Below are 19,903 nucleotides of genomic sequence, written 5' to 3' on the forward strand. Positions count from 1 at the left end.
AGATGTGGTAGTCCCTGCATAAATAAATTATGCATAGTTAGATGTTATTTTTTCACACTCATAATTGCGCGTATTAAATATCCCTGCGAGGTTTGCCAAACCGCAGTGAGAGAGCCTTAATGGCTAATATGAGCGTGTATTACCGCGGCAAAGGCGGAGGGAACAGTGCGTAAAAAAACAATAGCATGATGAATTACCTCGCAAAAAAGCGAATTCCAGTTATCAGGAGGCAATCGGGTTTGGGAAAGGATTGCTGCCTGCCGGTTGGCAAACAGCGCAGAATAGATAGCGTCAGTTTGCCTTGATGTTTAAATAAGGGTGACTGTCCAACATATCTCTCCTGTGTGAAGTTGTGCTTAGTATAGACGTGACTTGCCGGGAGTAAAGCTCCGTAAGCCCGTCAGTGAGGTTTGGTTTAGATTTGCTCTCGTTTAACGTCTCTCATCAGCGGAGTCACAGCGCACAATCGTGTCGGCTGCCCATGCGTCAGACCGCCATCATACAGCTCTTATCGTGAACATTGTGCCACCCCCATCACCAAATCAGACAACATACCTATACGATAAACGTTATTTATATTAACATCTTAAATATTCGCATTATTTATTTATCTGTACAAAATACCATCATAATTTAAGCAAACTTACACAACCACGTAAAGGAAACGGTATGAGCAAGAGAGTTTATTTGGTTTCATGTTCCGGAAGACCAAATTATGGCGATGAATTAATCACCGCCACCTGGCTATCTTTCCTTTATAAAAATTATCCACAGTATGAAGTCTGGTTAGATACCCCTGAACCAGGTAACGTGCAATCGTTGTTTATGAAGTATCATCCCAACTTCAAAGCCATTAATACCTTGTGGAAAATTTGCTGGCGTTCCGTAGATATTCTAACTGATATAAATAATAAAACTGCCAGTCTTATTAAGGATTATGGTTCTCCTGATATTGACCTGAATATCGATATTTTACGCTCTGCTGATATTGTACATATTCTAGGCGGCGGCTATATCAATGCCAACTGGAAAGAAAACTATGCCATCCTGTTCGCTTGCCAGGCGCTAAAACAGGTCTCGCAAGCTAAAACGATTGCCACCGGCATCAGCATTTACCCGCACGAAGAGTTCCTTGCCGCTGAAATTTTTAACGATGCGATAACCTCATTTGATTATTTTTCCGTTCGCGATCCCGCAACGGCCAGTCGATTTGCGGTTGAAAATACTCAGGACGATGTGTTCCTGGGTTATGACCTGGATGTGGTATCCAAAAACAATAGCCCCGATCTGCCGGATATTTTATGCTGTATTCAGAATGAACTTTCTGAAGACGATATATTTCAAAAGCTTGTTTCCCTGGTTGCCGATTACCTTCAGCAACAGCATCAATGCGGCAAGAAAATAGGTTATATAGAAGCTATTCCAGGCGCCGACAACACGGCATTTGTCGAACTGCAGAAGGCCATCCCTGATATTCAGTTTTATCCTTTCTCGCATGTCTGGCATGGAGGTATCCCGGTTCAGGCTGATGGTGAGATTATTAGTACCCGTTTTCATCACCATCTTGTAGGCGCTTGCCTTGGAATTAAAGGCACCGCACTTAATATTGATAGTGAATATTATAAGAACAAGCACGAATCGTTGAGCCTGCTGGGTACCGGCTGGAATGTGCAATCGGCAGACACCCTTGCCGGTAATTTACACTCAACAATCAATGACGGTTTTCATGCGCAACTCAGTAATATCGCCTCTGCCAAGTTTAACAAGGCATTGGCGCTGTATCAGGAATAACGGCACTCCTGTCCCCCGGCAGCGCCGGGGGCTTCAGTTTAATCAAATACGCTATTAATAATCGCGGTGACCACAGCGGTACTGAGCGCAATCAGAACCAGATCGTCACCGACGACTCGCCACTCATAGCCGGGATAATAAGGTAATTGGTTGAGCATCGAGGCAGGCACCGCTTTTTTGGCAATCCCCGGAGGTAATGGTTTTCCACGCGCGAGATTTTTCGCAATCCCCGGAGGCAGCGCCTGATAGCCGGTTAAGCCATAGTTCACCGCTAGCGCGCGAGCGGTGGTATAGCTGATATCACTGTTGACGTGATCCGGTTTGCCGTAGTTCTTACGCTGTCCCTTGCCAGCGCCGTTATCGCTTTGGCCGGCGCTATGGCCATTGTTGCCTTTGTCTCCATGGTTGCCGTTATTACCACTATTGCCATGGTTGCCGCTATTACCATGACCACCGTTGCCATTACCGTTGCCATTACCGTTTCCGGGATTAGCAAGCGCCGGTGCCGCGGCCATTGTTAGCGACAGCACCATAGCCAACGCTGCTTTTACTACCTGACGCTTTAACATGATCTTTTCCTTTAAATGCACAGAGTACACGCTGCAAATGTAGGTGATATTCGCCAACGATACCATTTCACTTATTCTGATTTCCATCACCGGTCGTTTACTTCAATTCCGTCGCCACACCAGGCAAAAAACCAGCATATTTGCCATCTATAAACGCATTAAGCATGATTTCTGACTGTTAAATCGTGATGCCGCTAACAATTAAAAATTTAAAACCATTAACAACCAATTAACATTAGCAGGCAAACATTTCTCCTGAGGAAAATAATAATATGTCTACCACCCAGGTTCTCGGCGACGCCTCCTTTAGCCCGCCAGGACAACATCCCGACAGCTTAACCGCGCGTATCGACGCACTGCCCTCCTCGCCCGGTCTATGGTCATTTATCACACTGCTGGCATTAGGCGGCTTTTTCGAACTCTACGACCTGTTCCAGACCGGTTATATCAGCACCGGTCTGCTCGCCGAGAATTTTTTCCATACCGGGAAAGACGGGGTATTCGGTATCGCGGATCAGGCGGCCTTCGCCTCTTCGACCTTTATGGGCTTGTTTATCGGCGCCAGCCTGCTCGCGCCGCTGGCGGACAGGCTCGGACGCCGTCTGACCTTTATGTTCGCGCTGGCGTGGTATGGCATCTTTTCGCTGATTATGGCGCTGCAAAATAGCGCTGAAGGGGTCATTTTCTTTCGTTTCCTGGTCGGGATCGGCCTGGGAATTGAACTGGTGACTATTGATACTTATCTCAGCGAGTGGATGCCGACGCATTTACGCAATAAAGCCTTCGCGTATGCTTTCTTCATTCAGTTTCTCTCGGTACCGACAGTGGCGCTGATGTCCTGGCTACTGGTGCCAATGACCATCCTCGGCCTGAGCGGCTGGCGCTGGGTGATTATTCTTGGCGCACTGTGCTCATTGGTCATTTGGGTCATCCGCAAAAAGCTGCCGGAATCCGCCCGCTGGCTGGAAAGCAAAGGCCGCCACGATGACGCGCACCGGGTCATGGGTGAAATGGAGCAGCGCTGCGGTTTATCGCCTTCCCGGCGCCATGCCAGCCCGGCGGTATCGGCGCCGCAACGCGGTAATTTTAAAGAAATTTGGGCGCCGCAGTACCGGCAACGCACCCTCATGTTAATGGTGATGAACTTCTTCCAGGCCATCGGCTTCTTTGGTTTCGGTAACTGGCTGCCCGCGCTGCTTTCCGGCCAGGGCGCCAGTATTACCCATAGCCTGCTGTACGCCTTCTTTATCACCCTGGCCTACCCGCTTGGCTGCCTGTTCTGCACTCGTTTCGTCCATCGTTTTGAAAACAAATGGCAAATTGTCCTGTCAGCGCTAATGACGGTCATCTTCGGCACACTGTTCGCTTTACAAAATAACCCGATACTGCTGGTTATCTGCGGCTTTATGATCACCTGGTCTAATGCCTGGCTCACCATCAGCTATCATGCCTACCAGGCCGAAGTTTTCCCGACCCATATTCGCGCCCGGGCGGTAGGTTTTTGTTACTCCTTTAGCCGTCTGTCTACCGCGGTCACCAGTATTATGATTGGTGTGATCCTGCAATATGCCGGAACGCCAGGGGTGATTAGTTTTATCGTCGCCAGTATGCTGATGGTCATGCTGTCGGTCGGCATATTTGGGCCAAGAACCCGGGGAATTCGCCTGGAAAATATTTAATGCTCACCAACGCCGCCGGTTACCCGTTCGGCGGCGTTGCGTACGAGTATTTTTTCTTGATAGCGCAATAAAAATGGCAGCAGCAAGGCGCTAGCTCCGCTAAATACAATCAACCCAGTAGACGCCTGCTGACTCATCTCGCCGTCGGCCAGCCACACTGAACAGAGCACAAAAGCAATCGCCGTACTGAAGGACATGAAACCTCCTTGCAAAGTGGTAAATCCCGCTCGCCAGGTATCGTCCGGGAACCGAATCGCCACCGCCGAGGAGGCAACCAGTCGGCTATAAGATGCTCCCAGGAAGGCAATCATGAACAGCCAACTCGCGCCGTCCAGCCAAAGCACCATCAGCAAACTGATGATAAAAACTACGGTTGCCGCCAGGCTCAGCCGGTAGCCGCCAAAGCGCTGACACAGACCGCCGCTCAACTTTGTCGCCGCAAATCCCGCTATACCGCCGAGAAAGAACAACCACGGTAGCGCTTCGCTGCTTGCCCGCATATTGCCCATCAGCAAAGGCACCAGGATCGGCAGTAATAGCATCGGGCTAAACTGGGTTAACGCATTGCCGCTGGCGAATAACAGCATCGTTGGCGTGATGCGTATCTTTGTACCAGAGCCTGCACAGCCGCAAGTCTTCGGCAGGCCAACATAGATCATGATAAGCGCCAGCAGGCAAAGAACACCAATCAATGCCGGCGCCGTCTGCCAGCCGAAACGTGCGCAGAGAAACAACATGGCGGGCATGCCGATAATACTGACCAGCGAAAAGGCTGAAATGACCGTTGCCAACAAGCGTGCGCGTTGTTGCTGGTCCGCCGCGTTGATCAATAAACTGCTGGCCACCCCCATCGTCATTCCGCCAAGGATCCCGGCAAAAAAGCGCAGCACCAACAGTAATATGAAATGCTGGGTGGCCAGCACCATCAGCGTTAACGCTCCCAGTAACGCCATATTAACCAGCAGAAACGTTCGCGGATTAAGCCTCCCCACCCAGCGCCACGCGCCAATGCCGGAAATGACCGATGCGAGCGTGTATATACCGCTGACATAACCTGCCCAGCTCACCGGCACCTGGAAAGTTGGCGCCATGTAGACAAATAGCGGATTGAAAATCATATATTCCAGCGCGTTGGTAAATTGGATAAAAGCGATAATCGCACCCATTCGTCGTAGATTTATGGTCATTACACGTCCTCTCATCAGGGGGAGCATCAGTTTATCGGCTAGTAAAAAAGCGCATAAGGCGGTAAAAATGGGCGGGTTAATTATCAAAAATGGGATAATCGGCGGTGAGTAAACTGGATTTGAATGCACTACGCGTGTTTGTGAATGTCGTGGAAAACGGCAGCTTCAGCGGGGCGGCGCGGGCGCTACGTATGCCTTCGTCAAATGTCAGTCGCCAGATTTCTCAACTGGAAGAAAAACTGCAATTGCGGCTTATCCAGCGCAGCACCAGACACATGCATCTCACCGATGCCGGACAGGCTTTTTTTAACAGCATGCGTCCCCTGCTCGATGAGCTCGCGGCAACCGAAGCGGCCTTGACTCAACAGCAGGCCGATCCTGAGGGGCTGTTGCGCTTATGTCTGCCTAACGAAATTGGACCGACGCTTTTTGGCCCCCTGCTGGCGCAGTTCGCCACGCGTTATCCCAAAATCGAAGTAAGCTGCGTGGTCAGCCTTGCCGGTGCCGATGCGCTTAAAGATGATATTGATATTGCCGTCGCCATCGTCCGTGGAAAAATGGAGGATGCCAGCTATATCGCCAGGCCGTTGGCGACGTTTCCCTGTTGTGTTGTCGCTGCGCCTTCGCTGCTGGAAAAATGCGGACAGCCAGTACGTTGCGAGCAGCTTGCCTCGCTTCCCTGCATCACCACCGTCAGCGCGCTGAAGGGGCAAGCCTGGCAATTCATCACCGCACAGAACGCGTTTAAAAAAGTGAACGTACAGGCCCATTTTCGGGTGAATAGCGGAGAGATCGCTCTTCATGCCGCCGTCGCCGGCGTGGGTTTCGCCATCCTTGCTGAACAAGCTTGCCGCCCGTTTATCGCCTCAGGTCAGTTAAAGGTGATTGAACTGGAACTACCGGCGGCACCGCTACATCTCGTGGCGCTGTATCGCGAACGCCACTTTTTACCCGCTCGTTCTCGCGTCTGGCTCGATTTCATGCAACAGCATTTTGCCGCCGATTAAGTTTCTGACGTTTCGCCGAAAATCGCCTGCGCATCGGCGAAGCACTTCTCCGCCAGCGACGACACCGGCTCCTGGTTACGCATGATGAGCGCAAGCGTGGAGTCAACCTCGGTTTCTGCAATGGGAATAATCGCCAGGTTGTCGCTCAACGCCTCCAGGCCGTTATTGAGCGGCATGATGGCACAACAGATCCCGGCCTGGACCGCCTGGATTATCTGAAATGTCGAATCGCTTTCAAAAACATATTTCGGCGTTAACCCTTTGGCTTTGAAGCTCATTTCAATCGATTCACGATAATACATCCCCTTGGTAAGGAAACCCAGCGGCAGTCCCGCTAATGTCTCCCACTCGGGGATACCGGCATCAAACTGGAAATGGCGACTGTCGTGCAGCAGGCCCATTCGCGTTTTCGGCAGCCAGGTGACGTTAAATAATTCGCTATCGACGTGGTGCAAATAGCAGATGCCAAGATCGAGCTGATTACGGCTGACGCCGTCGATAATTTGCTCAGAGGTCATCGACAGCAGACTGAACTGCAGTTCAGGGTATTTTTCCGCCAGCGGTTTGATAAGCTGCATAGGGTTCAGGCTGGCTAACGGCACCATGCCTACGCGTAACTGGCCCACCATCTGGCCGCGACAAATCGCCGCTTCTGCCGCCAGGCCGTCGTGCGCCGCCAGCAGCGCTCGCGCCCAGGCCAGAATGCGCTCCCCCTCCGGGGTAAAACCTTCGAAGCGTTGGCCGCGCTGAATCAGCGTAAGATTAAGTTCGTCTTCCAGGTTGCGAATACGCATCGAAAGCGTCGGTTGGGTGATATGGCAGGCCGCCGCGGCCTGACCGAAATGGCGCGTCTGATCGAGCGCGATCAGATATTTCAGCTGTTTAATGTCCATCTTAACTTCCAGAATAGTGACGTCCGCTGGTCAGTGGTGGACGCGATGCAGAACACAGCTGCGATAACATATGTTATTTAAATGTTACTTGCGGTGGGGGCTGATTTCAAGATGCCATTTGCCAGCGGCCCGATCGCAGGCCACTGGCAATATTCAGCAAATTAACGCAGACCGGGAACGGCGCGCACCTCTTTCGAACGCAGCGTCAGGCGGATAGGAACTGATTTGTACGACGGCGTTCCGCTCTCTTCATCGATGTAATCCAGCGGCACCAGCACGTTGGCTTCCGGGTAATAGGCGCCAACGGTGCCCGGCGCGATGCTGTATGCAACCACGGTGATATCCTCGAGGCGCAGATCGCTGTTCGGCAGCGCGGTGAAAATATCGACGCGGTCGCCATGCTCCAGCCCCTGCTCGGCCATATCCTGCTCGTTCATAAACAGCACATCGCGGCGGCCAAACACTCCGCGATAGCGATCGTCCATCGCGTAAATCGTGGTGTTGTACTGATCGTGGCTGCGCAGCGTAACCAGCCGCATCACGTCGTCGCCGTCAACCCGGCTGTTCTCATGGACGCCTTTGAACACCGAGAACATCGCTTTGCCGGTCGGCGTCGGCCAGATCCGCTCGGTTGGCGGCAGCGGCATTCGGAAACCGCCCGGATGACGAATACGTTCGTTATAATCCTCGAATCCGGGGATAGTGTGCTCGATGAGATCGCGGATGCGGTCGTAATCCGCCACCAACGATAACCAGTCGATCTTACTGTTCGGCAGCGTCGCCGTCGCCATCCCGGCGACGATAGCCGGTTCCGAGCGCAGTCGGTCAGAGGCCGGTTTCAGTTTGCCAGATGAAGCGTGGACCATCGACATCGAGTCTTCCACGGTAATCGACTGACGTCCGCTCTCCTGCATATCAAGTTCGGTGCGGCCCAGACAAGGCAGAATAAAGGTCTCTTTCGCCACCAGCAGATGCGAACGGTTCAGTTTGGTGCCAATGTGCACGCTAAGATCGAGCCCGCGCATTGCCGGGAACGCCTGCTCATGATCCGGCATCGCCACCGCGAAATTACCGCCAAGACAGATAAGCGCTTTCGCTTCGCCGGCAACCATTGCCTGCAGCGCTTTCACCGCATCGTGACCATGTCCACGTGGAGCGGCAAAGCCAAACACGCTTTCAAGATTATTCAGAAACTCCGCACTCGGTTTTTCGGTAATGCCGACGGTACGGTTGCCCTGCACGTTAGAGTGACCGCGCAGCGGGCAGATCCCGGCCCCCGGTTTGCCGATATTACCGCGCATCAGCAGAAGGTCGGCAATCAACCGGACGTTAGAGGTGCCTTTGTTATGCTGGGTGATCCCCATGCCATAGGTCACGATAGTGGCGTTGGATTTGGCGTAGGCAACGGCAACGCGCTGCAGATCGTCGCGGGTTAATCCGGACTCACGCTCAATTTCCGGCCAACTAGTCTGACGTAAATCTTCGGCAAAAGCATCGAAGCCGAGGGTGTGCTCGTTAATAAACGCCTGGTCCAGCACCTGGCCCTGGTCCGCTTCGATCTCCAGTAATGCCTTAGCGATCCCTTTCAGCGCCGCGGCATCGCCGCCCGCTCTCACCTGAAAATAGGTTGAGGCGATATTAGTTGAGCTGTAGGTCGCCATTTCAATAACGTTCTGCGGGTCGGCAAAACGCTCCAGCGCCCTTTCACGCAGCGGGTTAAAGACGATAATCGGCACACCGCGGCGGGACAGTTCATGCAACGTCCCCATCATGCGCGGATGGTTGGTTCCGGGGTTGTGACCGATGGAAATAACCAGTTCGGTTTTATCAAAGTCATCCAAAGACACCGTGCCTTTGCCGATGCCGATCGATTGCGGCAGACCGACGCTGGTCGCCTCGTGGCACATATTAGAGCAGTCCGGGAAGTTATTGGTGCCGAACTCGCGGGCGTAAAGCTGGAACAGATATGCCGCTTCGTTAGAGGCGCGCCCGGAGGTATAGAACTCAACTTCATCGGGCTGCATGCCCTGTAATACTTCGCCAATGCGGGCAAACGCGCTTTCCCAGGAGACCGGGCGCAGCGTGTCGCTTTCGCGATCGTAAGACAAGGGATGGGTAATACGTCCGTACCCTTCCAGTTCAAAGTCGCTTTTCGCCAGCAGCGAGGTCACGGTATTGGCAGCGAGGAACTCTGGCGTCACGCGTTTGCTGGTGGCTTCCCAGGTGACCGCCTTCGCGCCGTTCTCACAAAACTGGAAGGTTGATTTATGTTCTTTATCCGGCCATGCGCAGCCGGGGCAGTCAAAACCGTCAGGCTGGTTGGTACGCAGCAGCGTGACCGGGGCGTCAAGCGCGTCCATTTGCGTACGCACGGCGATGGCGGTCGCTTTTAACGCCCCCCATCCACCCGCTGGGCCATCATAGGGATGAACACCGGGGACAGCGCGTTTTTTCTTATTCATATGAACTCCTGAATACTCTCTTCAGCTAGCGGATGTTATTAACAACATTGGTCACGTTTTTTTGCGGTGATGTTAAATAACCACATTAATTAAGCGGGAAATACCGCATTTCATTTTGCAATGAATAGCAAATGACAGGGTTAACTCGTTGTTTTTAATCTTTAACTAAATGTCTGGTTAAAATGAAATGAGCGACTTTAATCGTTAACTAAATAATAACATCTCATTTCGTGTTGTATAATAGATGTTATCTATCGGGTGTTAAATTTAACCTATTTGATAATTAAAGAATTATTTTTAAACTTTATTATCAAGGGCATTAACATATTTCAATGCCCGTCAACGCCGTAATTTAATTGTCATCAACAGGAGGCTTTGCGCAGGTAAAGCCGTATCCGCTATGCAGAAAATATTCCATAAATACAATGAAGTAATGTCGTACAGGGGTGAGCCATGTTCGGATTAGATGCCTTTTATTTAGCCAGGATACAGTTTGCATTTACTGTATCTTTCCACATCATTTTCCCCGCTATTACCATTGGTCTCGCCAGCTACCTTGCGGTACTGGAAGGGCTGTGGTTAAAAACAAAAGAGGATACCTACCGCCAGCTCTACCATTTCTGGTCAAAAATATTTGCCGTTAATTTTGGTATGGGCGTCGTTTCCGGACTGGTGATGGCCTATCAGTTCGGCACTAACTGGAGCGGGTTCTCGCAGTTCGCCGGTAGTATTACCGGGCCGCTATTGACCTATGAAGTCCTGACCGCCTTCTTCCTCGAAGCCGGCTTTCTTGGCGTCATGCTGTTCGGCTGGCATCGCGTCGGCCGCGGACTGCACTTCTTCGCGACCTGTATGGTGGCGCTGGGCACGCTGTTTTCCACTTTCTGGATCCTCGCGTCCAATAGCTGGATGCATACGCCGCAGGGCTACATTATCGAGAATGGCATCGTGGTGCCGGTAGACTGGCTGAAGGTCGTTTTTAACCCTTCATTCCCGTATCGCCTGCTGCACATGTCCACCGCCGCCTTCCTTGCCAGCGCCTTTTTCGTCGGCGCTTCGGCGGCCTGGCATCTGCTGAAAGGCAATGACACGCCGGCAATCCGCAAGATGTTCTCGATGGCGCTGTGGATGGCGCTGATCGTCGCCCCCATTCAGGCGATGATTGGCGATGCGCACGGCCTGAATACGCTCGAACATCAACCGGCAAAAATCGCCGCGATTGAAGGACACTGGGAGAATAAACCGGGTGAGGCCACGCCATTAGTGCTGTTTGGTCTGCCGGATATGGATGAGGAGCGCACCAAATATAAAATTGAGGTTCCCTATCTTGGCAGCATCATCCTGACCCATAGCCTAGATAAACAGGTTCCGGCCTTAAAAAGTTTCCCGAAAGAAGATCGCCCAAATTCCACCATTATCTTCTGGTCGTTCAGGGTGATGGCCGGGCTCGGTATGTTAATGGTACTGCTCGGCGTGGTCAGCGCCTGGCTGCGTTGGCGTGGCCGGCTTTACACGTCAAAACCGTTCCTGCGTTTTGCCCTGTTGATGGGTCCTTCCGGGCTGGTCGCGCTACTGGCAGGCTGGTTTACCACTGAAATTGGCCGCCAGCCGTGGGTAGTCTATGGTGTTCAGCGAACCCGGGATGCGGTCTCCGCCCATGGCGATCTGCATATGTCCCTCAGCCTGCTGGCCTTTATCGTGGTTTACGCCTCGGTGTTTGGCGTCGGCTACGTGTATCTGATTCGCCTGATAAAAAAGGGGCCGGAAAGTGCGCACACGCCGGAGGACCCGACTCAGAACCAAACCCCTGCCCGCCCGCTGTCAGCGGTACGCGAACCTATGAATACTTCGGGGAGAAAATAATATGGGTATCGACCTGTCAATTATCTGGTTCACGATCATCGTTTTTGCCACTCTGATGTATATCGTGATGGACGGTTTCGATCTCGGGATCGGCATTCTGTTCCCGTTTAATAAAAATGAAACCGACCGCGATATGATGATGAACAGCGTGGCGCCGGTGTGGGACGGTAACGAAACCTGGATGGTGCTGGGCGGCGCGGCGCTGTATGGCGCGTTTCCACTGGCCTACGCGGTGATTATCGATGCGCTCAGCATCCCGTTAACCGCCATGTTACTGGGGCTGATTTTCCGCGGCGTAGCGTTTGAGTTTCGCTTTAAGGCGACGCCGGAACATCGTCCGTTGTGGGATAAGGCGTTTATCGGCGGTTCGCTATTGGCGACGTTTAGTCAGGGGATCGCCGTAGGCACCCTGCTCAACGGCCTCAGCGTCACGGGTCGCGAATTTAGCGGCTCAACCCTCGACTGGCTGGCGCCCTTCCCGCTGTTTTGCGGCGTCGGACTGGTGATTGCCTACGCATTACTGGGCTGCACCTGGCTGATAATGAAAACTGAAGGCGCTCTGCATCGCAAAATGTCCGAGCTGGCGATCCCGCTGACGCTGGCGTTGTTAGCAGTGGTCGCTATTATCAGCATCTGGACGCCGCTGACTCACCCGGAAATCGCTCACCGCTGGTTTACCTTCCCCAATATCATCTGGTTTATGCCGGTGCCGTTGCTGGTGCTGGTTTGCTGCTGGGGGATTGTCCGGAGCGCCTATAATCGTCAGGCCAGCTATGGGCCGTTTTTACTCACCCTGGCGCTGGTGTTCCTCGGGTTCAGCGGCCTTGGGATCAGCATCTGGCCAAATATTATTCCACCGGCTATCTCTATCTGGCAGGCCGCTTCGCCGCCGCAGAGCCAGGGCTTTATGCTGGTCGGCGGGCTGCTGATCATTCCGGTTATTTTGATGTACACCTGCTGGAGCTACTACGTGTTCCGCGGCAAAATCAAACCCGATGAGTGGTATCATTGATGGCGACTCAATCTGATAAAACGTTAACGACGCATCATCGTCCGTTCTGGCACAAACTGATGTGGCTGGTGATTATCTGGGGGGCCAGCGTGCTGGCGCTCGGCGTGGTCGCCACCTTCTTTAAGCTATTGATGACGGCGGCAGGAATGCGCACTCACTAATACTAAATGCCGGACGGGCTGACCCGCCCGGCGTTTTTTTATGTGAGGTTGTAAAAACGATCAGGCTGCATTTTTTCCGGTAACGGATGTTGCCCGGTCATATCCATCAAATTACGTTCAATGGTATTGCACATTGCATTCAGCGGCAGGTCGTTGGCCGAGGTGCCAAACGGATCTTCCAGCTCTTCCGCCAGGGAATCCCATGACAGGAAGGTGTAGGAGATAAACACCGAAACAAACGGCGTCATGTAATGCAAATCCCCCACCAGCGCGAACGGCAGCAACGTACAAAAAAGATACACCGTGCGCTGTAAAATCAAGGTGTAGGCAAACGGCACCGGCGTACTCGCCAGACGTTCGCAGCCCCCCAGGACATGGGCTAACTCATCGAGTTTATTATCCATCAAGCCGTAGGTAATATCGCTGAGCTTACCCTGCTCGCGCAGCTTACCTAGCTCATTACCAATCAATAATAATATTCGGTTAGTCGGCATTGAGCTGGCGAGAATTTCCGCCACTTTTTCTTTCGGCAACAGGCGATAGAGGTCGACCGCCGGGTCGGTTTTACGCAACTGGTGCTTAAGGCTCCAGCTGAACGCCACCAGGTAACTGACTAATGTTTTATGCGTTTCATCCTCGGCTGGAAGGATATTTTTCAGCTGTCGCACCAGCGTTCGTTCGGCAATCAGCACGGTTCCCCATAAATTACGCGCCTCAACGAAGCGGCTGTAGCTCGCGCTATTACGAAAGCCGAGAAAAATCGCAATCGCGATCCCCAACAGGCTAAATGGCGCAACGGTTAAATGAATGCCAAGTTGTTCATACCATTGATAGCTGATGATGGCGATGACCGACATCAGGACGTTCAATAGCAGGCGGAAAACAATTTTTGACAGCACGGAACCGTGCCAGTCAAACAGACGAAAAAACCAGTGTTGTTCTGGCCGGATGATCATTGTATTACTTCCTGAAGACCCAATGATGCTCAGTACATACCCTAATGAAAAATGATGGGTATATACCCGTCATACTTCAAGTTGCATGTGCGTTGGCAATAACTCGGCCCATCCCTGGGCCTCGCCCTTACGGGCGCAGTGAACTGCGTTCAAATTCGTTCCTGACGAATTTGTCCTCGCTCACCCCAGTCACTTACTGGAGTAAGCTCCTGGGGATTCCCTGCGTCGCCGCCTTCCTGCAACTCGAATTATTTAGGGTATAGATATTATCTATTAAGCCATTGGTTAATTTTATTGTACACAAACACGACATCGCGTTGATAACCGCCATTAATTAGCGATGAATTAATGGTGTTTTAATTATGGGCTGTTTTTATTTTCCACGCAATATACGGCCTGCAAAGCAGGCCGGAGAAATAAACCATCTGTAGCGGCGTAATGGCCGATATTATGCAGGGTTATTCAGCCTGACGGCTGGATAATTCTTCAAGTAGCGTCGCGGAAGGTACAAAGAACAGACTACCGGTAACCGGGCGGCTGTAATCGAGCAGTCGATCGTAATTACCGGCCGGGCGACCGACGAACATGTTTTCCAGCATCTGTTCGATGGGCGCCGGGCTGCGCGCATAACCGATAAAATAGGTACCAAACTCGCCCATCCCGGGTTTGCCAAACGGCATGTTGTCGCGCAGGATTTTAATCTCCTCGCCGTTCTCTTCAAGCGTGGTCAGCGAACTGTGCGAACAGCTTGGTTTGACGTCGGCATCCAGTTCGATGTTGGTCATTTTTTTACGCCCGATAATACGCTCCTGCTGTTCGACGGTTAGCGCATTCCAGCCCGCCATATCGTGCAGATATTTCTGCACGATCACGTAGCTACCCCCGGCGAAATCTGGGTCTTCTTCGCCGATAATGGTGAAATCCGCCGCCGCGCGCCCCTGCGGGTTTTCACTGCCGTCAACGAAGCCAATCATCGCCCGACGGTCGAAATAGCGGAAGCCGTGAACTTCATCGACAACCGTCACCGCGTCACCCAGTTTATCCATCAACTGCGTCGCCAGCTCGAAGCTAAGCCCCATATCATCGGAACGGATATGCAGCAGCAGATCGCCCGGCGTAGAGACCGCCACGCGCTCTCCGCTGCCCACGCGGCGGAAAGGATGCAGCTGCTGCGGGGTGGGCTGACCAAACAACTGCGGCCAGATCTCAGCGCCAAATCCGCAGATGCAGGAAATCCCCGCCTCCGGCATGCGGGTACCAACGGAACGCACCACCGCGGCAAAATCATCGCACCAGTCGCGCACGCGGCTCAGGCTCTCAGCGCTGCGCGCTACGGTCGCGACGATGAATATCGCCGTTCGCGGCAGCGGTAAAGTAATCGCCTGAGGTTCGTTAATTTTCATATCATCCTCTGTTATTGCCAATTAACGGCAAGGTAGCGTTGGCTCCTGCAGGCAGGAGTCGAAAGTTGTTTACGCGTGAGCCAGTTCGCCGCCGGGCGCTTCGTATGGATCAATGTGAATCATCACCTGTAGCACCTCATGGCGCGCGAGCACATTTTCCCGCACCGCCAGCGCGATAGCATGGCCTGCACGAACCGACAGCTCGCCCGGAACTTCAATATGGACATCGACGAGGATCAGGTCGCCCGCCTTACGGGTTTTTAGATCATGTAAACCCACTACGCCGCCGGTTGCGGCGATGGTGTCGCGTATCGCATTCTGGGTTTGCGCGTCGACCGAGCGATCCATTAAATCATGCAAAGCATCGCCGGCAAAAGTGTAACCCATTCGTGTAATCAATACCCCTACTAACAATGCCGCCACGGGATCCAACCAGGCAATACCGGCGAGGTTACCCACGATCCCCACCGCCACCACTACCGACGATGCCGCATCCGAGCGCGCATGCCAGGCGTTCGCAATTAATAATGACGATTGAATGCGCTTTGCTACCGCCAGCATGTAACGGAACAGCGTCTCTTTTGCGATCAGCGCCGTCAGGGCCACCCAAAGTGCCGTAATATGCACGGATTGAATGGTTTCCGGATGGAGTAGTTTATCCACCACCGACCACAACATACCGACGCCGACAACCATTAAAATCGCGCCCAATATCAGCGACGCGCCATTTTCGTAGCGCCAGTGGCCATAATGATGATCGCTGTCGGAAGGTTTACGGCTTTTCTTATTGGCAATCAGAACCACAAAATCAGCAACTAAATCGGAAAGAGAGTGAATGCCATCGGCAATAAGCCCTTGCGATCCTGAAAAAAGGCCAGCGATAATTTGCCCGGTCGATAAAAACAGATTAACCACGACGCTGACCAGGGTGCTTTTTCGCGCGGCCTGTGAACGCTGATGATATTTATTATCATTCTGTTGATTTTTATTTTCCATCATCCCTCCCGAATAAAGTATGGATGATAGCCTGATATGAATCAGCGATATTCAATATTAATGGCTTGTTGATAATAAATTTAAAATAAATAGCCTGAGTTATAATATATAAATGCGAATGATTGCGCTTTAAAAATAGCCGACATTGAGCGGCTATTTTTTTATTTTATGACGTTGCCATTCGACGCATAGCGCAATGATAAGCCCCATTTCGCACCGAGGCGCGGAGCACCCGCGCTACGCCATTGACCGCCACTCTCGCGGTTCGCCGCTGCAGCGGATTGATGGGGATCGCCAGCATCTGCTGCGCCCAATCGGGGAGCAGATCGATTCCGGCGACCATCATCCAGCGCCCTACCGGCTGGCTTAGACGGCCCGGCAGACGGGTGTTGAGCAGCACCTGCGCCACTTCTTGCGTTCGCTCATCACAACGTAACTGTGGGCGCATATCCTGCAAATACTCCGCCACCTGACGTGGCGTTTCGGGGATGTCTTCGGCGCCAAGCCGCCGGGCGACCTCCGCCGCTTCGCGATAGTATTGCTCCTGACGCGCGGCAGTAACGATGGTGCGCTTATAACGCAGATGAGAGGCCATAAAGCTGCTGCACTCGGCCACATGAACCCAGGTTAAGAGCGCCGGATCGCTGGCGCGATAGGGTGTGCCGTCCGGCGCAACGCCGCTGATGCGCTGATGGATCCCCTGCACTTTGGCGATTAATCTTTCGGCATCTGCGGTAGCGCCAAACGTGGTAGCTGAGATAAATTGACTGGTGCGGCGCAGACGGCCAAAGATATCCTCGCGAAAACGCGAATGATCCCACACACCGGCCAGCGCCAGCGGATGTAGCATCTGCAATAATAGCGCGCTAATGCCGCCGCAGAGCATTGAGGTAAAGTCGCCGTGTACCTGCCAGATAGCCGACTGCGGGCCAAATAAGCCTGGCTCGCCCTTCGGGTTTTCAAAATCAATCTCTTTTAACGCCATCCCGGTTAAACCCAGGACCTGTGATTCAATCATGCCGCGTATGCTGGTCATTGCGTTGCCCGTCGCTATCCGTAACGCCACCAACATAACACCATTCGCGGCGGCAGGCATTTGCCGACGGTGACTTTAAACGCCAACGCGCCCGCGTCCCCGCGGGCACGCCACGGATCAAGCGTTGAGCTGATAATCGAGGGAGATGTCGGCTTTCAGGACCTGCGAAACCGGGCAGCCGGCTTTGGCTTTCTGGATAATCGGATCAAAGGCCGCTTTGTCGATACCCGGCAGGACAATATTGCTCTGCAGCGCAATCTTGGTGATGGCGAAACCGCCGCCGCTCTTATCCAGCGTAACCACCGCAACGGTATCAATAGAGGTCGCCGTATAGCCCTCTTCGCTGAGCATTAATGACAGCGCCATTGAGAAGCAGGCGGCGTGGGCCGCGCCGATAAGCTCTTCCGGGTTAGTCCCTTTAACACCTTCAAAGCGGGTATTAAAACCATAAGGTTGTTGGTTCAGCGCGCCGCTTTCCGTCGAGACGGTGCCTTTACCGCTTTTCAGATCCCCTTCCCAATGCGCCTGACCTTTCTTATGAATTGCCATCGTTTCACTCCTTTTTGACGTTAAAGGAGTAAGTATAGACAGCTCTAGCTGACCTGAGCCAACTGTTGCTGAATGGCCTCCAGAAACAACGGCAGCGCGCTGGGCTGATAATCCCGTGACAGATAGATGCCATAGACGGCCAGGGATTTTGGCGTATATCCAGTCAGCACCTGCTTTAGCGCGCCGCTGTTTAGCGCGCGCCGGGCTTCCAGTTCCGGCAGCATGGCGATGCCGCATCCGGCAACCGCCGCTTCCATCAGCAGAGAGGAGATCCCGGCGCTCAGATTGCCGGAGACGGCCACCGACACGGGTTCACCCTGCGGATCGGTAAACTGCCATGTCGGGGTGGCGAAATGGCTATAGTGCAGACAGTTATGTTGACTAAGGTCCTCCGGCGAATTTATCTGGCCATGCTGCTGTAGCCACCTCGGCGAGGCGCAGAGTACCGAGCGGCAAATGCCGAGCCGCCGCGCTATCGCCCCAGGCTCCGGATTATCGGTGATCCGGATGGCGACATCGATACGCTCGCCAATCAGACTCACCGGATGGTTATTGATATCCAGTTCGAGACGCAGTTGCGGGTAGCGGGCCAAAAACTCCGGTAGCAGCGGTGAGAGCAACTGCATGGCGGTAAAGTGCGCGCAGGCGACCCGCAGCGTGCCGCTCGGCACCGCGCGTTCCGTCTGCCCCGCTATCTCATCCGCCAATTGCGTGAGGCTACGCGTTTTCTGCAAAACCTTTTCGCCAGCGCTGGTTAAGGTCAGTTTGCGTGTCGAACGATGAATGAGCCGGGTTCCGGCCCAGTGCTCCATCTGCTCCAGATAGCGACTCACCATCGGCCGCGACATACCAAGCGCCCTGGCCGCCGCGCTCAAACTGCCCAGCTCGCATATCCGCATATATACCTGGGCGGCGATCACTCGATCCATATCCGTATCCATCTGCACGTTTTATGAAACTCAGCATCTCTTTTTTCAGGAATTTTCGCAAATCAAGAATGACGTAAAATAAACCTATTCACCTGAAAGAGAGAAAACCAACATGAAAGTATCTGCCCTGGCCATCGCCACCGCCCTGTTCAGCACCACCGCTTTTGCCGCGCCATTGACCCTGCAAACCTACAACCCGCAGGAGAACGCGATCTTCGCGGTGAACTCCACGCTGGCCTCCGGCCCGCACGAGGCGGTGCTTTTTGACGCCCAGTTCAGCGTTAAGGATGGCGAAAAGCTGGTTGAGATGATCAACAAAAGCGGTAAGAAGCTCACGCACATTGTGATCACCTCCGGCGATCCGGATTTCTATTTTGGCCTCGAGCCGCTGGTGAAAGCCTTCCCGCAGGCCAAAGTGGTGGCGACCCCTCAAGTGGTTAAGCATATTGAAGAGACCAAAGCGGCGAAGCTGGCTTACTGGGGCCCGCAGATGAAAGACGGCGCGCCGAAGCAGGTCTATGTTCCACAGGTGTTAGCCGCAGATAGTTTCACCATCGACGGCGAGAAAGTGGAAATTCGTCAGCCGCAGAACTACGGCGCATTCGTCTGGATCCCGGCGAATAAAGCGATTCTTGGCGGCACCGGCGTCGCCTGGGGCATGCACGTCTGGACCGCCGATACCCAAAGCGCGGCGAGCCGTCAACAGTGGCGCCAGACCCTTAACGATATGGCCGCGCTGCATCCGCAACAGGTGATCCCGGGCCACTACCTCGGCACGCCGCCGGCGGGCGACAAGGCTATCGTCTTTACCCGCGACTATCTGGAGAAATTCGAGCAGGCGCTGAAAGCGCATAAAGATTCCGCCAGCGTCATCAAAGCCATGCAGGCGCAATATCCGGGTCTCGCTGAAGAAAGTTCGCTGGAGTTGAGCGCGAAAGTGAACACCGGCGAAATGAAGTGGTAATCGCCCGCGCCTGAATCGAGAACGCTCTTAATCTGCCGACGCAAGGTTGCTATTCGCAAAAAAATGGACCACGATAATCCCGTCGCGTTAAAAAGCGCGGCGTACTTAGGGTTACGTTTCGTCCGGCTTGCGTCGGGCTTGTCCTTGAAACCAGAACAGGATTAAGGAGTAAGAATGAAATCGAACCATCAGGCACGTCATCTTCTCGGTCTGAACTACAAGCTTTCCCGCCAGAAAAAAGTGGTGCTGGAAGGCGACGAAGAAACTACCGTTAACCATATCCATGCTACGGGCCGCAAACGCCGCGGTGGTTAATTTTCCAGCTGAGTGATGATAAAAACACCATCCGCTAAACAGGATGGTGTTTTTTTAAGACAATCCCACGCTTCGCATCCTTCTTTTGTTACCATCTGCTCTATACTCTGCCCGCTGCATTTCCTGCCAGC

General features: G+C 53.2%; 18 protein-coding genes. 8 read left to right on the forward strand and 10 right to left on the reverse strand.

Features of this window, described 5'->3' with window-relative positions:
- The first annotated feature begins 669 nt into the window (after nt 1-669).
- Nucleotides 670-1,791: a polysaccharide pyruvyl transferase family protein gene (locus PGR09_RS06520; protein WP_430915943.1), complete on the forward strand. Its 1,122-nt coding sequence runs from the start codon at nt 670-672 to the stop codon at nt 1,789-1,791.
- A 38-nt stretch (nt 1,792-1,829) separates the two neighbouring features.
- Here PGR09_RS06520 and PGR09_RS06525 read toward each other — a convergent pair whose 3' ends face one another.
- Nucleotides 1,830-2,360 (reverse strand): anti-virulence regulator CigR family protein, encoded by a 531-nt coding sequence (locus tag PGR09_RS06525; RefSeq protein WP_320482407.1) that lies wholly within the window; start codon nt 2,358-2,360, stop codon nt 1,830-1,832.
- Nucleotides 2,361-2,632: 272 nt separating this feature from the next.
- Here PGR09_RS06525 and PGR09_RS06530 point away from each other — a divergent pair, with 272 nt between their 5' ends.
- On the forward strand, nt 2,633-4,039 hold the full coding sequence (locus PGR09_RS06530; RefSeq protein ID WP_430915944.1) for an MFS transporter: 1,407 nt from the start codon (nt 2,633-2,635) through the stop codon (nt 4,037-4,039).
- On the opposite strand, the gene PGR09_RS06535 is transcribed toward PGR09_RS06530, so the two are convergent.
- Nucleotides 4,036-5,226 (reverse strand): MFS transporter, encoded by a 1,191-nt coding sequence (locus tag PGR09_RS06535; RefSeq protein ID WP_430915945.1) that lies wholly within the window; start codon nt 5,224-5,226, stop codon nt 4,036-4,038. The two genes, PGR09_RS06530 and PGR09_RS06535, sit on opposite strands and share 4 nt — an antisense overlap.
- Nucleotides 5,227-5,330: 104 nt before the next feature.
- Between PGR09_RS06535 and PGR09_RS06540 the strand changes: the two genes are divergently transcribed.
- On the forward strand, nt 5,331-6,233 hold the full coding sequence (locus PGR09_RS06540) for a LysR family transcriptional regulator (protein ID WP_049059748.1): 903 nt from the start codon (nt 5,331-5,333) through the stop codon (nt 6,231-6,233).
- Here PGR09_RS06540 and PGR09_RS06545 read toward each other — a convergent pair.
- Together PGR09_RS06545 and PGR09_RS06550 are read right to left on the reverse strand one after the other, a co-directional pair.
- A complete protein-coding gene (locus PGR09_RS06545) occupies nt 6,230-7,126 on the reverse strand; it encodes a LysR family transcriptional regulator (RefSeq protein WP_045394200.1) in 897 nt (298 codons plus the stop codon). The two genes, PGR09_RS06540 and PGR09_RS06545, sit on opposite strands and share 4 nt — an antisense overlap.
- 161 nt (nt 7,127-7,287) lie before the next feature.
- Nucleotides 7,288-9,588 carry an FdhF/YdeP family oxidoreductase gene (locus PGR09_RS06550; RefSeq protein ID WP_315710563.1) on the reverse strand — a complete coding sequence of 767 codons (2,301 nt, stop codon included), beginning with the start codon at nt 9,586-9,588 and terminating at the stop codon, nt 7,288-7,290.
- Between the two features lie 453 nt (nt 9,589-10,041).
- On the opposite strand from PGR09_RS06550, the gene PGR09_RS06555 reads away from it, so the two are divergent.
- From PGR09_RS06555 to PGR09_RS06565, 3 genes are read left to right on the forward strand one after another with little or no spacing between them, the layout of a single operon-like run.
- The gene (locus tag PGR09_RS06555) at nt 10,042-11,451 is read left to right on the forward strand and encodes a cytochrome ubiquinol oxidase subunit I (RefSeq protein ID WP_015366505.1); all 1,410 of its coding nucleotides are present in this window, start codon (nt 10,042-10,044) and stop codon (nt 11,449-11,451) included.
- A 1-nt stretch (nt 11,452) separates the two neighbouring features.
- The gene (gene cydB, locus PGR09_RS06560) at nt 11,453-12,463 is read left to right on the forward strand and encodes a cytochrome d ubiquinol oxidase subunit II (protein ID WP_430915946.1); all 1,011 of its coding nucleotides are present in this window, start codon (nt 11,453-11,455) and stop codon (nt 12,461-12,463) included.
- Nucleotides 12,463-12,624 (forward strand): DUF2474 domain-containing protein, encoded by a 162-nt coding sequence (locus PGR09_RS06565; RefSeq protein WP_064568862.1) that lies wholly within the window; start codon nt 12,463-12,465, stop codon nt 12,622-12,624. Before cydB ends, PGR09_RS06565 begins: the two co-directional genes overlap by 1 nt.
- A gap of 38 nt (nt 12,625-12,662) precedes the next feature.
- Here PGR09_RS06565 and PGR09_RS06570 read toward each other — a convergent pair whose 3' ends face one another.
- From PGR09_RS06570 to PGR09_RS06595, 6 genes are all read right to left on the reverse strand, one after another.
- On the reverse strand, nt 12,663-13,580 hold the full coding sequence (locus PGR09_RS06570) for a bestrophin family protein (RefSeq protein WP_430915947.1): 918 nt from the start codon (nt 13,578-13,580) through the stop codon (nt 12,663-12,665).
- A 458-nt stretch (nt 13,581-14,038) separates the two neighbouring features.
- Entirely contained in the window at nt 14,039-14,983 is a 945-nt protein-coding gene (locus PGR09_RS06575) for a Dyp-type peroxidase (protein WP_045394192.1), read from the reverse strand.
- A 69-nt stretch (nt 14,984-15,052) separates the two neighbouring features.
- Nucleotides 15,053-15,979, reverse strand: a complete 927-nt coding sequence (locus PGR09_RS06580; RefSeq protein WP_430915948.1) for a cation diffusion facilitator family transporter — start codon at nt 15,977-15,979, stop codon at nt 15,053-15,055.
- A gap of 166 nt (nt 15,980-16,145) precedes the next feature.
- On the reverse strand, nt 16,146-17,015 hold the full coding sequence (locus PGR09_RS06585; protein WP_063415540.1) for an oxygenase MpaB family protein: 870 nt from the start codon (nt 17,013-17,015) through the stop codon (nt 16,146-16,148).
- Between the two features lie 117 nt (nt 17,016-17,132).
- Nucleotides 17,133-17,564: an OsmC family protein gene (locus PGR09_RS06590; RefSeq protein WP_015366497.1), complete on the reverse strand. Its 432-nt coding sequence runs from the start codon at nt 17,562-17,564 to the stop codon at nt 17,133-17,135.
- A gap of 44 nt (nt 17,565-17,608) precedes the next feature.
- The gene (locus PGR09_RS06595) at nt 17,609-18,493 is read right to left on the reverse strand and encodes a LysR family transcriptional regulator (protein WP_430915949.1); all 885 of its coding nucleotides are present in this window, start codon (nt 18,491-18,493) and stop codon (nt 17,609-17,611) included.
- A 112-nt stretch (nt 18,494-18,605) separates the two neighbouring features.
- Here PGR09_RS06595 and PGR09_RS06600 point away from each other — a divergent pair, with 112 nt between their 5' ends.
- On the forward strand, nt 18,606-19,457 hold the full coding sequence (locus PGR09_RS06600) for a Vmh family MBL fold metallo-hydrolase (protein ID WP_047079128.1): 852 nt from the start codon (nt 18,606-18,608) through the stop codon (nt 19,455-19,457).
- A gap of 174 nt (nt 19,458-19,631) precedes the next feature.
- Complete coding sequence (gene sra, locus PGR09_RS06605; RefSeq protein ID WP_015366494.1) at nt 19,632-19,772, forward strand: stationary-phase-induced ribosome-associated protein; 141 nt, start codon at nt 19,632-19,634, stop codon at nt 19,770-19,772.
- The last annotated feature ends 131 nt before the right edge of the window (nt 19,773-19,903 follow it).

It is taken from the genome of Klebsiella sp. 141251 (genome assembly GCF_050600725.1).
Taxonomy (GTDB): Bacteria; Pseudomonadota; Gammaproteobacteria; order Enterobacterales; family Enterobacteriaceae; genus Klebsiella; species Klebsiella aerogenes.

Bases quoted from the DNA above. Each gene is read 5' to 3' on its own strand.
- PGR09_RS06575 (WP_045394192.1), bottom strand. From the start codon at position 14,983: ATGAAAATTAACGAACCTCAGGCGATTACTTTACCGCTGCCGCGAACG.
- PGR09_RS06520 (WP_430915943.1), top strand. From the start codon at position 670: ATGAGCAAGAGAGTTTATTTGGTTTCATGTTCCGGAAGACCAAATTAT.
- PGR09_RS06570 (WP_430915947.1), bottom strand. From the start codon at position 13,580: ATGATCATCCGGCCAGAACAACACTGGTTTTTTCGTCTGTTTGACTGG.
- PGR09_RS06545 (WP_045394200.1), bottom strand. From the start codon at position 7,126: ATGGACATTAAACAGCTGAAATATCTGATCGCGCTCGATCAGACGCGC.
- PGR09_RS06530 (WP_430915944.1), top strand. From the start codon at position 2,633: ATGTCTACCACCCAGGTTCTCGGCGACGCCTCCTTTAGCCCGCCAGGA.
- PGR09_RS06600 (WP_047079128.1), top strand. From the start codon at position 18,606: ATGAAAGTATCTGCCCTGGCCATCGCCACCGCCCTGTTCAGCACCACC.
- PGR09_RS06535 (WP_430915945.1), bottom strand. From the start codon at position 5,226: ATGACCATAAATCTACGACGAATGGGTGCGATTATCGCTTTTATCCAA.
- PGR09_RS06550 (WP_315710563.1), bottom strand. From the start codon at position 9,588: ATGAATAAGAAAAAACGCGCTGTCCCCGGTGTTCATCCCTATGATGGC.
- PGR09_RS06585 (WP_063415540.1), bottom strand. From the start codon at position 17,015: ATGACCAGCATACGCGGCATGATTGAATCACAGGTCCTGGGTTTAACC.
- PGR09_RS06595 (WP_430915949.1), bottom strand. From the start codon at position 18,493: ATGGATCGAGTGATCGCCGCCCAGGTATATATGCGGATATGCGAGCTG.
- PGR09_RS06555 (WP_015366505.1), top strand. From the start codon at position 10,042: ATGTTCGGATTAGATGCCTTTTATTTAGCCAGGATACAGTTTGCATTT.
- PGR09_RS06565 (WP_064568862.1), top strand. From the start codon at position 12,463: ATGGCGACTCAATCTGATAAAACGTTAACGACGCATCATCGTCCGTTC.
- cydB (WP_430915946.1), top strand. From the start codon at position 11,453: ATGGGTATCGACCTGTCAATTATCTGGTTCACGATCATCGTTTTTGCC.
- sra (WP_015366494.1), top strand. From the start codon at position 19,632: ATGAAATCGAACCATCAGGCACGTCATCTTCTCGGTCTGAACTACAAG.
- PGR09_RS06525 (WP_320482407.1), bottom strand. From the start codon at position 2,360: ATGTTAAAGCGTCAGGTAGTAAAAGCAGCGTTGGCTATGGTGCTGTCG.
- PGR09_RS06580 (WP_430915948.1), bottom strand. From the start codon at position 15,979: ATGGAAAATAAAAATCAACAGAATGATAATAAATATCATCAGCGTTCA.
- PGR09_RS06590 (WP_015366497.1), bottom strand. From the start codon at position 17,564: ATGGCAATTCATAAGAAAGGTCAGGCGCATTGGGAAGGGGATCTGAAA.